This is a genomic window from Dryocola mayonis (assembly GCF_051307045.1).
Lineage (GTDB): Bacteria > Pseudomonadota > Gammaproteobacteria > Enterobacterales > Enterobacteriaceae > Dryocola.
Genome location: NZ_CP150452.1, coordinates 418,537 through 433,102, shown reverse-complemented (window position 1 = coordinate 433,102; position 14,566 = coordinate 418,537). Strand labels below are relative to the sequence as shown.

General features: G+C 55.0%; 13 protein-coding genes and 2 pseudogenes. 11 read left to right on the top strand and 4 right to left on the bottom strand.

The window, feature by feature from the left end:
* Position 1: 1 nt before the first annotated feature.
* The 4 genes and pseudogenes from mreD to csrD form a co-directional block, all read right to left on the bottom strand.
* Complete coding sequence (gene mreD, locus WLO32_RS02080) at positions 2-490, bottom strand: rod shape-determining protein MreD (RefSeq protein WP_121266466.1); 489 nt, start codon at positions 488-490, stop codon at positions 2-4.
* Positions 490-1,507, bottom strand: a pseudogene (gene mreC, locus WLO32_RS02075) (rod shape-determining protein MreC). Before mreC ends, mreD begins: the two are co-directional and overlap by 1 nt.
* Positions 1,508-1,573: 66 nt before the next feature.
* A complete protein-coding gene (gene mreB, locus WLO32_RS02070; protein WP_000913396.1) occupies positions 1,574-2,617 on the bottom strand; it encodes a rod shape-determining protein MreB in 1,044 nt (347 codons plus the stop codon).
* Positions 2,618-2,924: 307 nt separating this feature from the next.
* Positions 2,925-4,865, bottom strand: a complete 1,941-nt coding sequence (gene csrD, locus WLO32_RS02065) for an RNase E specificity factor CsrD (RefSeq protein ID WP_435947007.1) — start codon at positions 4,863-4,865, stop codon at positions 2,925-2,927.
* 290 nt (positions 4,866-5,155) lie between these two features.
* Between csrD and msrP the strand changes: the two genes are divergently transcribed.
* From msrP to WLO32_RS02010, 11 genes and pseudogenes are all read left to right on the top strand, one after another.
* Positions 5,156-6,160, top strand: a complete 1,005-nt coding sequence (gene msrP, locus WLO32_RS02060) for a protein-methionine-sulfoxide reductase catalytic subunit MsrP (RefSeq protein WP_435947006.1) — start codon at positions 5,156-5,158, stop codon at positions 6,158-6,160.
* Positions 6,161-6,760 (top strand): protein-methionine-sulfoxide reductase heme-binding subunit MsrQ, encoded by a 600-nt coding sequence (gene msrQ / locus WLO32_RS02055; protein WP_435947005.1) that lies wholly within the window; start codon positions 6,161-6,163, stop codon positions 6,758-6,760.
* A gap of 235 nt (positions 6,761-6,995) precedes the next feature.
* Positions 6,996-7,448, top strand: coding sequence for a type II 3-dehydroquinate dehydratase (aroQ, locus tag WLO32_RS02050; RefSeq protein WP_435947004.1), 453 nt, complete (start codon positions 6,996-6,998; stop codon positions 7,446-7,448).
* 21 nt (positions 7,449-7,469) lie between these two features.
* The gene (gene accB / locus WLO32_RS02045) at positions 7,470-7,949 is read left to right on the top strand and encodes an acetyl-CoA carboxylase biotin carboxyl carrier protein (RefSeq protein WP_121266478.1); all 480 of its coding nucleotides are present in this window, start codon (positions 7,470-7,472) and stop codon (positions 7,947-7,949) included.
* Between the two features lie 10 nt (positions 7,950-7,959).
* Positions 7,960-9,306, top strand: a complete 1,347-nt coding sequence (gene accC / locus WLO32_RS02040) for an acetyl-CoA carboxylase biotin carboxylase subunit (RefSeq protein WP_121266479.1) — start codon at positions 7,960-7,962, stop codon at positions 9,304-9,306.
* Between the two features lie 111 nt (positions 9,307-9,417).
* Entirely contained in the window at positions 9,418-9,660 is a 243-nt protein-coding gene (locus WLO32_RS02035; protein ID WP_435947003.1) for a YhdT family protein, read from the top strand.
* Positions 9,650-11,105 (top strand): annotated as a pseudogene (gene panF, locus WLO32_RS02030) (sodium/pantothenate symporter). Before WLO32_RS02035 ends, panF begins: the two are co-directional and overlap by 11 nt.
* 11 nt (positions 11,106-11,116) lie before the next feature.
* Positions 11,117-11,998, top strand: coding sequence for a 50S ribosomal protein L11 methyltransferase (gene prmA, locus WLO32_RS02025; RefSeq protein WP_435947002.1), 882 nt, complete (start codon positions 11,117-11,119; stop codon positions 11,996-11,998).
* Positions 11,999-12,408: 410 nt separating this feature from the next.
* Complete coding sequence (gene dusB, locus WLO32_RS02020; protein ID WP_435947001.1) at positions 12,409-13,374, top strand: tRNA dihydrouridine synthase DusB; 966 nt, start codon at positions 12,409-12,411, stop codon at positions 13,372-13,374.
* Positions 13,375-13,399: 25 nt separating this feature from the next.
* Entirely contained in the window at positions 13,400-13,696 is a 297-nt protein-coding gene (gene fis / locus WLO32_RS02015) for a DNA-binding transcriptional regulator Fis (RefSeq protein WP_000462905.1), read from the top strand.
* Between the two features lie 295 nt (positions 13,697-13,991).
* Positions 13,992-14,213: a hypothetical protein gene (locus WLO32_RS02010; RefSeq protein ID WP_121266489.1), complete on the top strand. Its 222-nt coding sequence runs from the start codon at positions 13,992-13,994 to the stop codon at positions 14,211-14,213.
* Positions 14,214-14,566: the final 353 nt, after the last annotated feature.

Genomic DNA, 14,566 nt, shown 5'->3' with positions numbered 1-14,566 from the left:
CCTACTGCACGGCAAATTGTTGGCGAATTTTTCGCATCAACAGGAAGATCCACGGCCAGAGCACGCCGTTCACTACGCTACTCCAGAACACTTCCGGCCGGAAAGAGACGTTAATCACCAAAAATTCCGACCAGAACACGATGACGTCAGTGACCAGTGATAAAAGCATCACCACCAGTGCCTGTTGCCAGAGCGCGAGGTTGCGGAACAGCTGGAATTTTAATGCGGCCAGGTAGGCGACAATACTCAGTGACAGGGCGCGAACGCCCAGCGTGGAGCCACTTATCAGATCAAGTATGGCACCCATGACAAAACCCGTGCCCACATTTACGCGATGGGGCAGCGCGAGGATCCAGTACAGCAGGAGCAGCAATACCCAGTCCGGACGATAGACCTTCATGTCGTCCGGCCAGGGCATAACCTGCAGCAACAGGGCAACCAAAAATGACAGCCAGATAACCCAACGGCCCTGGCTACGATAACTCCCCACTACTGCCCTCCCTGGGTACCAGTTGCGGGAGGATTCTCCACAGCAGGCGTGTGCGGCATACCAGTAGCCGGCGGCGGAACCGGAGCCGGCGGCCCGACCGAATCAGCCGGCGGCAGAACCTGCGGCATCATTTGCATCAGGCGCTCGTTAGCTACGCGGTGCACTTCGTCAGGCGGCATCGGCGTTTTGCCTTCGCGATCCGCGCCCCACAGCAGCAGCAAATAGCGCAGACGCTGCAGACCGGCGGTTGGGCGGGCCTGAATCACGGTATAGGCGCGCTGGGTATCAAGCTTCACGGAAGACACGACGCCCACCGGATAACCTTCAGGGAAACGACCGCCGAGGCCTGACGTCACAAGGACGTCGCCGACGCGGATATCCGTATTCGCCGGCAGATGCTCCAGCTGCAGATCGTCAGTACAGCCGTTGCCGGCGGCAATCACGCGAATATCGTTACGCAGCACCTGAATCGGCAGCGCGTGGGTTGCATCGCAAATCAGCAACACGCGGCTGGTGAGCTTCGCCACGGCGATAACCTGCCCGACGACGCCTTTGTCGCTGATAACCGGCTGGCCTTCGTAAACGCCGTTTACGCTGCCTTTATCAATCACCACCTGGTCACTGTAGGGATCGTTTACCGTAGAGATGACCTGGGTCACCATCTTTTGCTCGTCCTGTCGCAGCGGCGAGCCGAGCAATTCACGCAGGCGTGCGTTTTCCTGACGGTACTGGCCCATCATCAGCAATTCGCTGTTTTTCAGGATCAGCTCCTGACGCAACGCCCGGTTTTCAAGTTCCAGCTGGTCACGGGAGGCGAGCGTTTGCGACACGCTATCAAGCAGCTCACGGGGACCGTTTGAAACAAAATAGAAAGGACTGACGGCAGTATCCATGTACGTTCGAATCTGGCTGAACGTACCGAGGCGGCTGTCGGCGATAATGACGCCAATCGCCACCAGCAACGCCAGGATCAGGCGAAACTGCAGCGACGGGGCCACGGCTAAAAATGGGCTTCATAGGCTATGCGTATTCCCAGGCCAACAAGAAAGGGGCAGTCAAAGACTCCCCCTTACCCGCGGCTGATTACTCTTCGCTGAACAAGTCGCCGCCGTGCATGTCGATCATTTCCAGCGCCTTGCCGCCGCCACGGGCTACGCAAGTCAATGGATCTTCTGCAACCACTACTGGAATACCGGTCTCTTCCATCAGCAGACGGTCAAGGTTACGCAGCAGTGCGCCACCGCCGGTCAATACCATGCCGCGCTCGGAGATATCGGAAGCCAGCTCCGGCGGGCACTGCTCCAGCGCAACCATCACCGCGCTAACGATACCCGTCAGCGGCTCCTGCAGCGCTTCGAGAATTTCGTTGGAGTTCAGGGTGAAACCACGCGGAACGCCTTCAGCTAAGTTACGGCCACGAACTTCGATTTCACGAACCTCATCGCCAGGATAAGCAGAGCCGATTTCATGTTTGATGCGTTCGGCCGTCGCTTCGCCAATCAGGGAGCCGTAGTTGCGACGCACATAATTAATAATGGCTTCATCGAAACGGTCGCCGCCGATACGAACAGAGGAGGAGTAAACCACGCCGTTCAGAGAGATAACGGCCACTTCGGTAGTACCGCCACCGATATCCACCACCATGGAACCGGTTGCTTCGGAAACCGGCAGGCCGGCGCCGATAGCGGCCGCCATTGGCTCTTCAATCAGGAACACTTCACGCGCACCGGCGCCCTGAGCGGATTCACGGATGGCGCGACGTTCTACCTGAGTGGCGCCAACCGGCACGCACACCAGCACGCGCGGGCTTGGGCGCATGAAGCTGTTGCTGTGAACCTGCTTGATGAAGTGCTGCAGCATTTTTTCCGTCACGAAGAAGTCAGCGATAACGCCGTCTTTCATTGGACGAATAGCCGCGATGTTGCCGGGCGTACGACCCAGCATCTGTTTTGCGTCATGACCTACGGCAGCGACGCTTTTTGGTGAACCGGCACGATCCTGGCGAATGGCCACGACGGAGGGCTCATTCAGTACGATGCCTTGTCCTTTTACATAAATCAGGGTATTCGCGGTACCCAGGTCAATGGACAGGTCATTGGAAAACATGCCACGAAATTTTTTCAACATACTAAGGGATAATCCTGAAAGCTGGGGCGGAAACAAAATCCGCTTACTTTACCAACCACACGCTGCAGCGACAAGGCGCATAAATGTTCTGCAACGGTGAAAATTTGTGCAGTTTACTTCACCTGATACACCTGACAAACACTGGTTCGCAAACCGCTCGGGAAGTGAACAAACGCTGTAGGTTAAACGAACAGGCCTAAGTAGCAAACCAATACATTAAATGCTGCGACAATCTGACCGGCAGACGCACGCGCCCCCATGAGATGCAGCGCGCGTTATTCTACGTGAAAACTTGCTAAACGGCAGGTTAAACCGAGTATCTTTGAGAATATTTTTTCACGTTACTGTCCAGCGGCGCTGAAGCGGCAAAAAAATCGCCCTGGGCGCCGCTTACCCCTTTCTCCACCAGCGTCTGCCATTCGCCACGCTTCCTGATACCCGTGGCGAAAACCTGCGTTTGCGTTCCATTACAGGCCTCAACAAGGCTCTGTACAAATAACTGGTTTTCGGTGCGCTTCTCAATATTTCTCACCAGCCCCGGATGGAGCTTGATCAGCTCTACATCCAGCGCCTTGATATAGGCTGTGCTGACCACGGTTAACCCCGCCTGCACAATCGCCACCCGCGAGCCCAAAGCCTTTATTAAGCGTATAACCGACTGTAAGCGGCTGATGTGTTGACAAACATCTGCCTCTGCAAGTTCAAAAATAATTCGTTTCCGCAGCGATTTTTCACACTGCATTAACGTATCCCTGAGCCAGCGCTGGAAAGGCGCGCGGATCAGCGAGTCGACGGTAATCTGCACGGCCAGCGTCTCTTCCGGCCAGAAGCCGAGCAGCGGCAGCGTGCGCGTTATCAGCTGGCGGTCATACTGCTCGAAAAGCCCGAACTGCCTTACCATCGGCATATACTCGGCCGAAAGCACCTCCTGCTCGCCGTCGAAGATACGGCACATGATTTCCCGATGATGGGTATAGCCATCGCGCATTACCGCCGGCTTTTGGTAGAAGCGCGGGCCGCCGCGTCGCAGCGCCTGTTCAATGAGCGTACGCCACTTAACGTTTCCACGCCCCTTTTCAGGCAGCTTATCGTCATACACCGACCAGCTATTGGCGCCCTGCAAAGAGGCATGGCGGGTCGCCACCTCAGCATTTTCCATCACCTGCTCCTTGGTCTGCCCGCTGCGCCATGCGCAAATGCCAATGTGCAGCATGTCGCTGCTGTCCAACATGCGGGTCGGAGGCAGGGTATCTATGGCCGTCAGAAGCTGGCTGGCGATGCCATCGGCTTCTTTTAACGTGCGGTGGGGCAGCAGGACGGCGAAATCGCTGCGGAAGTAGCGCGCCAGCAGCGCGCCGGGATAGCGCATCACAAAGGTCGAGAGCATATTAATCAGCGTAAAGAGATACTCTTCGGTCGCCGGACGGCCCCAGGTGTCGTGCAGGGTGTCAAAATCCGGCAGGCGAATAATCATGACGACGCCGTAGGCGCCAACCTGCTCCTGGTCCTCAAGCAGCGTCGCCAGCTGATTGTCGAAAAACAGACGGTTGTTGAGTCCGGTTTTGGCATCCTGGGCGGCGAAGGCGCGTATCAGCGTATCCATTCTGCTGCGCTGTTCGCTCGCATTTTGTAAATCAGAAAGCAGCACATCAAGCGCGCTGCTGGCGCGGGTTGGCCACTCAAGCACCGAACCTCTGACTTCTGAACTGCGCTCGCCGTTCAGGATGCGCGTTGCGCGCCTTTCCAGCAGCTCCTGTCCCGCCAGCTGCTTTTTCATCCAGCGAATGGCGAAAAACAGCACCACGATCATAAAGGCGACGGCGAGAGTCAGCGGCACGGTGTTAAACAGGGAATTGTAGTAATTGGACACCGGATCGCGGAAGGTCAGGCTGACGAACATACCGGGGTGCTTCATTAACTCAACCGTCACGCTGCGGTAGCCGTAGTGGTTGCCGGCCGGGTTATAAACCTGCTTTAGCTCATGCTCATAGACGACTTTGTCGCCGAGGCTGAGATGAATTTCCGTGATATCGACAGGGACCATCACCTCATTGAGGCGGGCGAGCAAAATTTGTGGGGAAGAGGTGACCAGCTCGTTATCAATAATGCTGGCAACGGCCAGCACCCGCTGGTTCACTTTTTCATGCGCCGCGTTAAAAAAGCTCAGCGAGCAGCCGACCAGCGTGGCAAAGATCGCAAGGCCAGTCAGTAACGTCATGAAAGCTGAAAGTTTCGTCGTTAATCGCATCCTTGAGTTAACTCCGTATGATGAAAATTGTCGCCTTAAACCGGGCCGGGATTGACGCGGCATTACATAGCAAAAGGCTTTGCCTGGCAAATGCCCGCAGGCGAAATATCGCCGTTTATTGCGAAAAAGGGACGCGACGCGCCAGTTAGCGAGTATAGCCCTCCGCGCGTTTTTTCCCATCGCCGTTCCGCGCAGGACGGGAAGCGGCCTTAAATTTCAATTTTTCGTGACATATTCGCCGGGAAGCAACTTCTCCGTCATGCTTAGGTAAAAGCATACCGGAGACTGCCATGAAGAAGGTTACCGATCTGACCGAAGCGGACGTTACGCCAGAAAACGTTTTTTTGCTCAAGCGCCGCCAGATAATTAAAGCTCTGGGGATCGGCGCGGCGGCGCTGTCCCTTCCGCGTACGGCCGAAGCGGACGTCCTTTCGTGGTTTAAAGGAAACGACCGGCCGCCGGCGCCGGCGGGTAAACCTTTGCAGTTCAGCAAGCCCGCGCAATGGCAGGCAAAGCTGCCCATGACGCCGGAGGATAAGGTTACCGGCTACAATAATTTCTACGAGTTCGGGCTGGATAAAGCCGATCCTGCCGCCAACGCGGGCAGCCTGAAAACCGATCCCTGGCAGGTGAAAATCAGCGGCGAGGTCGCAAAGCCCCTGACGCTCGATCTGGATGATTTGTATAAGCGCTTCCCGCTGGAAGAGCGCATCTACCGCATGCGCTGCGTGGAGGCCTGGTCAATGGTTGTGCCGTGGATTGGCTTCCCCCTTAGCAAGCTGCTGGCGCTTGTCGAACCTACCGGCAACGCGAAGTATGTCGCCTTTGAAACGCTCTATGCGCCCGAACAAATGCCGGGTCAGAAGGATCGCTTTATCGGCGGCGGCCTGAAATATCCTTATGTAGAAGGCCTGCGTCTTGATGAGGCCATGCATCCGCTGACGATGCTGACCGTCGGCGTCTACGGAAAAGCGCTGCCGCCGCAAAATGGCGCGCCGATCCGCCTCACCGTGCCGTGGAAATACGGCTTCAAGGGCATTAAGTCTATCGTCAGCATCAAACTGGTTCGCGACCTGCCGCCGACGACATGGAATATGGCCGCGCCGGACGAGTACGGCTTTTATGCCAACGTGAATCCACACGTCGATCATCCCCGCTGGTCGCAGGCGACGGAAAGATTTATCGGCTCCGGCGGCGTGCTGGATGTAAAACGCCAGCCGACGCTGCTGTTTAACGGCTATGCCGAGCAGGTCGCCTCTTTGTATCGCGGACTGAATCTTAAGGAGAATTTTTAAGTGAGGCTCACAGCGAAACACATTACCTGGCTGAAAGTGATTTTACACCTCGCGGCATTTTTACCTTTTATATGGCTGTTCTATGCCGCAAGCCAGGGGCTGTTCAGCGCGGATCCCGCAAAAGATATTCAGCATTTTACCGGCAGAATGGCGCTGAAATTACTGCTGGCGACGCTGTTGGTCACGCCCCTTGCCCGCTACGCCAGGCAGCCCCTGCTGATTCGTACGCGTCGGCTGCTGGGCCTGTGGTGCTTTGCCTGGGCGACGCTGCATCTGGTCAGCTACTCGTTGCTTGAATTAGGGATCGATAACCTGCGCCTGCTCGGCCAGGAACTGGTGACGCGCCCTTACCTGTCGCTGGGCATTATCAGCTGGCTGGTGCTGCTGGCCCTGGCGGCGACCTCGACGCAAAAAGCGCAGCGTAAGCTCGGCTCGCGCTGGCAAAAACTGCATAACTTCGTCTATCTGGTGGCTATCCTTGCGCCGATTCACTACCTCTGGTCGGTAAAGATTATCTCTCCGCAGCCCTTGCTTTATGCGCTGGGTGCCTTCATTCTCCTCGCTCTGCGCTACAAAAAATTCCGTCAATGGTGGCGGTAATTCTGAAAATGTGAACCCTGCCGCACAAAAATCCCCCTGCCGGCGGGCCTTCAACGTGATATGGGTTGATCATCTTCCCTGATAAGACCAGTATTTAGCTGCCAAATGCTACGAAATCGTTATAATGTGCGACTTTGGTTTTTCCGAGGGGCCATTTTCAGGCTCTGAAGGTGACAACCGGGCAACTTAGGTATATTTTGTAAAATGCCTACAAATTGCGGGAGATGGCAGCACGATGTCGGGTAAATTTCACATTTTGCTTTTGAACGGTCCAAATCTGAATATGCTGGGAACGCGCGAGCCGGATAAGTACGGCAGCCAGACGCTGGCACAGATTGTTAACACGCTTGAAGAAGAAGCGAAAACCCTCAATGTGTCGCTCAGCCACCTGCAGTCGAATGCGGAATATGCGTTAATCGATCGAATTCATCAGGCTAAAGACAACGTGGACTTTATCCTGATCAATCCGGCCGCGTTTACGCATACGAGCGTTGCCCTGCGCGATGCCCTGCTGGCGGTGGAGATCCCGTTTATCGAGATCCACCTCAGCAACGTGCATGCGCGCGAACCGTTCCGCCATCATTCCTATCTTTCTGATAAAGCTGTCGGCGTTATCTGCGGATTAGGCGCTGACGGTTATTTATTTGCACTACAGACGGCGGTAAAACGCCTGTCAAAATCCATCTAAACAAGAGTACGGAACCCACTCATGGATATTCGTAAGATTAAAAAACTGATCGAGCTGGTTGAAGAATCAGGCATCGCTGAACTGGAAATTTCTGAAGGCGAAGAGTCTGTACGCATCAGTCGCTCACCGGCAAACAATGGTTTCCCGATGATGCAACAGGCTTATGCCGCACCAATGTACCAGCCACAGCCGCAACCGGGCCTGTCTAACGCTGTTGCTCCTGCCGCTACGCCGGTTATGGAAGCGCCGGCGGCTGCTGAAGTCAGTGGTCACATCGTACGTTCCCCGATGGTCGGTACTTTCTACCGCACCCCAAGCCCGGATGCGAAAGCATTCGTTGAAGTTGGCCAGAAAGTTAACGTTGGCGACACCCTGTGCATCGTTGAAGCAATGAAAATGATGAACCAGATCGAAGCCGACAAAGCCGGCGTGGTGAAAGCCATCCTGCTTGAAAACGGTCAACCGGTAGAATATGACGAGCCGCTGGTCGTCATCGAGTAACGAGGCGAACATGCTGGATAAAATTGTTATCGCTAACCGTGGCGAGATTGCTCTGCGAATTCTTCGTGCCTGTAAAGAACTGGGTATCAAGACCGTCGCCGTGCACTCAAGCGCGGATCGCGACTTAAAACACGTACTGCTGGCGGATGAGACGGTCTGTATCGGCCCGGCTCCGTCCGTAAAAAGCTATCTGAATATCCCGGCGATCATCTCCGCCGCCGAAATTACCGGCGCGGTGGCGATTCACCCGGGCTACGGCTTCCTGTCTGAAAACGCCAACTTTGCCGAGCAGGTTGAGCGTTCAGGCTTTATTTTCATCGGCCCGCGCGCCGAAACTATTCGCCTGATGGGCGACAAAGTTTCCGCTATCAACGCGATGAAAAAAGCCGGCGTACCTTGCGTACCGGGCTCCGACGGCCCGCTGAATGACGATATGGATAAAAACCGCGCCCATGCGAAACGCATCGGCTATCCGGTGATTATCAAAGCGTCCGGCGGCGGCGGCGGTCGCGGTATGCGCGTGGTGCGCAGCGATGCGGAACTGGAACAATCCATTAATATGACCCGTGCGGAAGCGAAAGCGGCTTTCAACAACGACATGGTCTATATGGAAAAATACCTTGAGAACCCACGCCATATCGAAATTCAGGTACTGGCAGACGGTCAGGGTAACGCCATCTATCTGGCAGAGCGCGACTGCTCGATGCAGCGTCGTCACCAGAAGGTTGTTGAAGAAGCGCCGGCGCCGGGCATCACCCCTGAGCTGCGTCGCTTCATCGGCGAGCGCTGCGCAAAAGCCTGCGTCGATATCAACTATCGCGGGGCGGGCACCTTCGAGTTCCTGTTCGAAAACGGCGAGTTCTATTTCATCGAAATGAACACCCGTATTCAGGTTGAGCATCCGGTAACCGAAATGATCACCGGCGTTGACCTGATTAAAGAACAGCTGCGCATTGCCGCCGGTCAGCCGCTGTCAATCAAGCAGGATGAAGTTCACGTTAAAGGCCACGCGGTGGAATGCCGTATTAACGCCGAAGACCCGAACACCTTCCTGCCGAGCCCGGGTAAAATCACCCGCTTCCACGCGCCGGGCGGTTTTGGCGTGCGTTGGGAATCGCACATTTACGCCGGTTACACCGTGCCGCCGTACTACGATTCCATGATTGGCAAGCTGATCTGCTACGGTGAAACCCGTGAAGTGGCTATCGCCCGTATGAAGAACGCCCTGGCGGAGCTGATCATCGACGGTATTAAAACCAACGTTGAGCTGCAGACCCGCATCATGAACGACGAACATTTCCAGCACGGTGGCACCAACATCCACTATCTGGAGAAAAAGCTGGGTCTTCAGGACTAAGTTTTTCCACCACGTCGCTAAAAAGGCCGCTCCCGCGGCCTTTTCTTTTTTGATCCCCCGCCCGCCGCTATGCGTTACAATCGCCGCTTTCCGCGAACTCAAGGGATAACAATGGACACGCGTTTTGTTCAGGCCCATAAAGAAGCGCGCTGGGCGCTGTGGCTAACCTTGGCCTACCTCGCAGCTTGGTTAGTGGCTGCTTACTTACCTGATAATGAGATCGGCCCGACCGGCCTGCCGCACTGGTTTGAAATGGCCTGCCTGCTGGTGCCCGTGGTCTTTATCGGGCTGTGCTGGCTGATGGTAAAGCTTATCTTCCGTGACATCCCTCTGGAGGATGATCATGCAGCTTGAAGTCGTTTTGCCTCTGGTCGCCTATCTGCTGGTGGTGTTTGGCCTCTCCGTGTACGCCATGCGCAAGCGGAGCACGGGCAATTTCCTTAATGAATACTTCCTGGGCAGCCGTTCAATGGGCGGATTCGTGCTGGCAATGACCCTTACGGCCACCTATATCAGCGCCAGTTCATTTATTGGCGGGCCGGGCGCCGCCTACAAATACGGGCTGGGCTGGGTGCTGCTGGCGATGATCCAGCTTCCCGCCGTCTGGCTGTCGCTGGGCATTTTGGGCAAGAAGTTCGCCATTCTCGCCCGCCGTTATAACGCGGTAACGCTCAATGACATGCTCTACGGACGCTACCAGAGCAGGCTGCTGGTGTGGCTGGCAAGCCTGAGCCTGCTGGTGGCCTTTATCGGCGCGATGACGGTACAGTTCATCGGCGGCGCCCGCCTGCTCGAAACCGCGGCGGGTATCCCTTACGAAACCGGCCTGCTGATCTTCGGCATCAGTATCGCGCTCTACACCGCGTTCGGCGGCTTTCGCGCCAGCGTGTTGAACGACGCCATGCAGGGGCTGGTGATGTTGCTGGGCACCATCCTGCTGCTGGTGGGCGTGATTCACGCCGCAGGAGGGCTGGAAAGCGCGGTGGATAAACTTCAGCATATCGATCCGCAACTGGTTTCCCCGCAGGGCGCTGACCATATTCTCTCGCCTGCCTTTATGACCTCCTTCTGGGTGCTGGTGTGCTTTGGGGTGATTGGGCCTGCCGCATACCGCCGTGCGCTGTATCTCCTATAAGGACAGCAAAGCGGTGCACCGGGGCATTATCCTGGGCACCGTCGTGGTGGCGGTATTGATGCTGGGAATGCACCTGGCGGGGGCGCTGGGCAGGGCCGTGCTGCCAGATTTGCACGTGCCGGATCTGGTGATCCCAACCTTGATGGTGACGGTGCTGCCGCCCGTTGCGGCCGGGATCTTCCTCGCCGCGCCGATGGCCGCCATTATGTCCACCATTAACGCGCAGCTGCTGCAGTCTTCGGCGACGATCGTAAAAGATCTCTATCTCAACATGCGGCCAGAACAGATCCATAACGAGAAACGCCTGAAGCGAATGTCTTCGCTTATCACGCTGATTCTGGGCGCGCTGCTGCTGCTTGCCGCCTGGCGTCCGCCGGAGATGATCATCTGGCTTAACCTGCTCGCTTTTGGTGGCCTGGAAGCCGTCTTCCTCTGGCCGCTGGTGCTGGGCCTGTACTGGGAAAGCGCAAACGCAACGGGCGCGTTAAGCGCGATGATCGTCGGCGGCGTGCTGTATGCCGCGCTGGCAAGCTTTAATATCCAGCTGCTCAGCTTCCACCCGATCGTTCCTTCACTATTATTAAGCCTGCTGGCCTTCATCATCGGCAACCGTTTCGGCCACAGGGTGCCGGAGCCAGCGCTTGTTTCATCTACTGATAAATAAAGAGTTTCGCCATGCCATGGATTCAACTGAAGATTAATACCACCGGCGCCAACGCTGAAGAGCTCGGCGATGCCCTGATTGAAAGCGGATCGGTGTCCGTTACCTTTCAGGACACGCACGACACGCCGGTATTTGAACCCCTGCCGGGTGAGACTCGCCTGTGGGGCGATACCGATGTCATCGGCCTGTTTGACGCAGAAGCCGATATGCAAGAGGTGGTGGCCATTTTAGAAGGCCACCCGCTGCTCGGCCAGGGCTTCCGTCATAAAATCGAGCAGCTCGAAGACAAAGACTGGGAGCGGGAGTGGATGGATAACTTCCACCCCATGCGTTTCGGCCAGCGTTTATGGATTTGCCCAAGCTGGCGCGACGTGCCTGACGTAAACGCCGTGAACGTGATGCTCGACCCGGGCCTGGCGTTCGGCACCGGCACGCATCCCACCACTTCTCTTTGTCTCGAATGGCTGGACGGCCTGGATCTGGCAGGCAAAACCGTTATCGATTTCGGCTGCGGCTCCGGCATTCTGGCCATTGCGGCGCTTAAGCTTGGCGCGGCGAAAGCGATCGGCATCGATATCGATCCCCAGGCCATTCAGGCCAGCCGCGATAATGCCCAGCGCAACGGCGTTTCCGAGCGCCTGGAGCTTTATCTGCCGCAGGATCAGCCAGAAGCCATGAGCGCCGATGTGGTGGTCGCTAACATCCTCGCAGGCCCTTTGCGTGAGCTGGCGCCGTTAATCAGCGTGCTGCCGGTGCAGGGCGGTTTGCTGGGTCTTTCCGGCGTGCTGGCAAGCCAGGCGGAAGGCGTGTGCGAAGCCTATGCCGATAAGTTCACGCTCGACCCGGTGGCTGAAAAAGAAGAGTGGTGTCGTATCACAGGCAGCAAACGCTAAAATTCCGGGGGCGGTTACGCGCCCCCTGCAGCAAAAGCCTTTTTCACGGGTTGTTTTACCACGCAGCCGCGCCTGCAACAGCACACTTATCAGACAACGTTTCCGGCAGTAAAATGAGACCTTGCTCGCATAAAAACACCGAAACAGCGCAAGAATCCAGCAGTTTATCTGGCAACAACCGCTTTAATATCGGTGAGTTATTGATGATTTTCAGCAAAATTTAAAAGAGCACAAATCAATCAAAATTATTTAAGTGTTTGATAATGAATATAAATAAAATCAATAACCGCTACAGCTTGAGGATTCATTGATCTACAACAGCGGATTGCTCAAAGTTTGTCCTTTCATCTCTGGTAAAAAATGCGTAATATACGCCGCCTTGCAGGTACAGTATGGTCATTTCTTAACTCATGCGCATCGGACACCACCAGCTCAGAAATCGCCTTATCGCAGCACCTATGGCTGGCATTACCGACAGACCGTTCAGAACGCTGTGTTATGAGATGGGAGCAGGTTTAACCGTTTCCGAGATGATGTCTTCTAACCCGGAAGTCTGGGCGAGCGACAAATCCCGTTTACGGATGGTGCATGTCGATGAGCCGGGTATCCGCACCGTGCAGATTGCCGGAAGCGATCCCGAAGAAATGGCACAAGCCGCACGCATTAACGTGGCTAATGGCGCTCAGATTATTGATATCAATATGGGTTGCCCGGCGAAGAAAGTGAATCGCAAACTGGCAGGTTCAGCCCTTCTGCAGTACCCGAGTCTGGTGAAGTCTATCGTGACGACGGTGGTGAAGGCAGTGGACGTTCCTGTGACGTTAAAGATTCGCACTGGCTGGGACACGGCGCACCGTAACTGTGTAGAGATTGCCCAACTGGCTGAAGACTGTGGCATTCAGGCCCTGACAATTCATGGACGCACCCGCGCCTGTTTATTCCAGGGAAACGCTGAGTACGACAGCATTCGGGCAGTTAAGCAGAAAGTTTCCATTCCGATTATCGCGAATGGCGACATTACTGACCCGCTTAAAGCCAGAGCTGTGCTCGACTATACGGGGGCTGATGCCCTGATGATAGGACGCGCAGCTCAGGGAAGACCCTGGATCTTTCGGGAAATCCAGCACTATCTGGACACCGGAGAGCTGCTTCCACCCTTACCTCTGGTAGAGGTGAAGCGCTTACTTTGCGCGCACGTTCGGGAACTCCATGACTTTTATGGTCAGGTAAAGGGATACCGAATCGCACGCAAACACGTATCCTGGTATCTCCAGGAACACGCTCCGGATGACCAGTTTCGGCGCACATTCAACGCCATTGAAGACACAAGCGAACAGCTTGAGGCGTTGGAGGCATACTTCGAAAATTTTGCGTAAACAGAAATAAAGAGCTGACAGAACTATGTTCGAACAACGCGTAAATTCTGACGTACTGACCGTTTCTACCGTTAACTCTCAGGACCAGGTTACCCAAAAACCCCTGCGTGACTCTGTGAAACAGGCACTGAAGAACTATTTTGCTCAACTGAATGGTCAAGATGTAAACGATCTGTATGAGCTGGTACTGGCTGAAGTAGAGCAGCCATTGTTGGACATGGTGATGCAATACACCCGTGGCAACCAAACCCGTGCTGCTCTGATGATGGGCATCAACCGTGGTACGCTGCGCAAAAAGCTGAAAAAATACGGCATGAACTGATACTAATCAGTTAGGTTGCTGTTTAAGAAGGCGCTACTCGGCATGGGGAAGCGCCTTTTTTATCTTCTGCCATCGCCCCGGCCTCCATTTTTTCTCCTCAGTTTTTCGCTGTAATGCGCTTTTCTCCACTTTGTTTACACTGCACATGAATTGCAATTATTCCCTGCTCCTTACGCGGTTATGGCGGTGATAAAATCAGCACATTCATATCGGGGTGAATACCGTGAAGACTCAGCGTTGTTAGATCGCCAATGAAAGTATCCCTGCCCCTGTGTTTGTATTAATGAGGTTGAAAATGAAAAAGCTTATTGCCGCTGCTGTGCTTTCCACCCTGCTAGCCGGCTGTGCTACCAACTCGCCTTGCGTACCGGTCTATGATGACCAGGGCCGTCTGGTGCATACCAATACCTGTATGAAAGGCACGACTCAGGATAACTGGGAAACAGCCGGCGCTATCGCCGGCGGCGCTGCCGCTCTTGCAGGCCTGACGCTGGGCATCGTTGCACTGACTAAATGATTCTGCAGTAACATGAAAAAGCGCGGGTCTTTACCCGCGCTTTTTGTTGCTTTGCCTTATTGAGGTGCAACTTTTTAATACGGCGTGAAATTTTAGCGCCATCAGCGATCGACGCTAATAATGAAACGTGAAACTAATCACTCAAAATCACGTCAGTTTATTCAATTGCATTTCACAGCGTGATAATTCTCACATCCCGGCGCAGTTCCTGTCCCTGCTACTATTAACGTCTGCAATCAGTTCCTTTCCCCCGATCAAATTCTGAAACTTTTTTGCTCTGAAATGTGGCACAGGTTTCAATTTTGCACCGTCAAAGGGCGTTGTGCGCATATTTTCCTGTCTACACTCAGCTT

Bases quoted from the DNA above. Each gene is read 5' to 3' on its own strand.
- mreB (WP_000913396.1), bottom strand. From the start codon at position 2,617: ATGTTGAAAAAATTTCGTGGCATGTTTTCCAATGACCTGTCCATTGAC.
- accC (WP_121266479.1), top strand. From the start codon at position 7,960: ATGCTGGATAAAATTGTTATCGCTAACCGTGGCGAGATTGCTCTGCGA.
- fis (WP_000462905.1), top strand. From the start codon at position 13,400: ATGTTCGAACAACGCGTAAATTCTGACGTACTGACCGTTTCTACCGTT.
- msrP (WP_435947006.1), top strand. From the start codon at position 5,156: ATGAAGAAGGTTACCGATCTGACCGAAGCGGACGTTACGCCAGAAAAC.
- csrD (WP_435947007.1), bottom strand. From the start codon at position 4,865: ATGCGATTAACGACGAAACTTTCAGCTTTCATGACGTTACTGACTGGC.
- dusB (WP_435947001.1), top strand. From the start codon at position 12,409: ATGCGCATCGGACACCACCAGCTCAGAAATCGCCTTATCGCAGCACCT.
- prmA (WP_435947002.1), top strand. From the start codon at position 11,117: ATGCCATGGATTCAACTGAAGATTAATACCACCGGCGCCAACGCTGAA.
- aroQ (WP_435947004.1), top strand. From the start codon at position 6,996: ATGTCGGGTAAATTTCACATTTTGCTTTTGAACGGTCCAAATCTGAAT.
- accB (WP_121266478.1), top strand. From the start codon at position 7,470: ATGGATATTCGTAAGATTAAAAAACTGATCGAGCTGGTTGAAGAATCA.
- WLO32_RS02035 (WP_435947003.1), top strand. From the start codon at position 9,418: ATGGACACGCGTTTTGTTCAGGCCCATAAAGAAGCGCGCTGGGCGCTG.
- WLO32_RS02010 (WP_121266489.1), top strand. From the start codon at position 13,992: ATGAAAAAGCTTATTGCCGCTGCTGTGCTTTCCACCCTGCTAGCCGGC.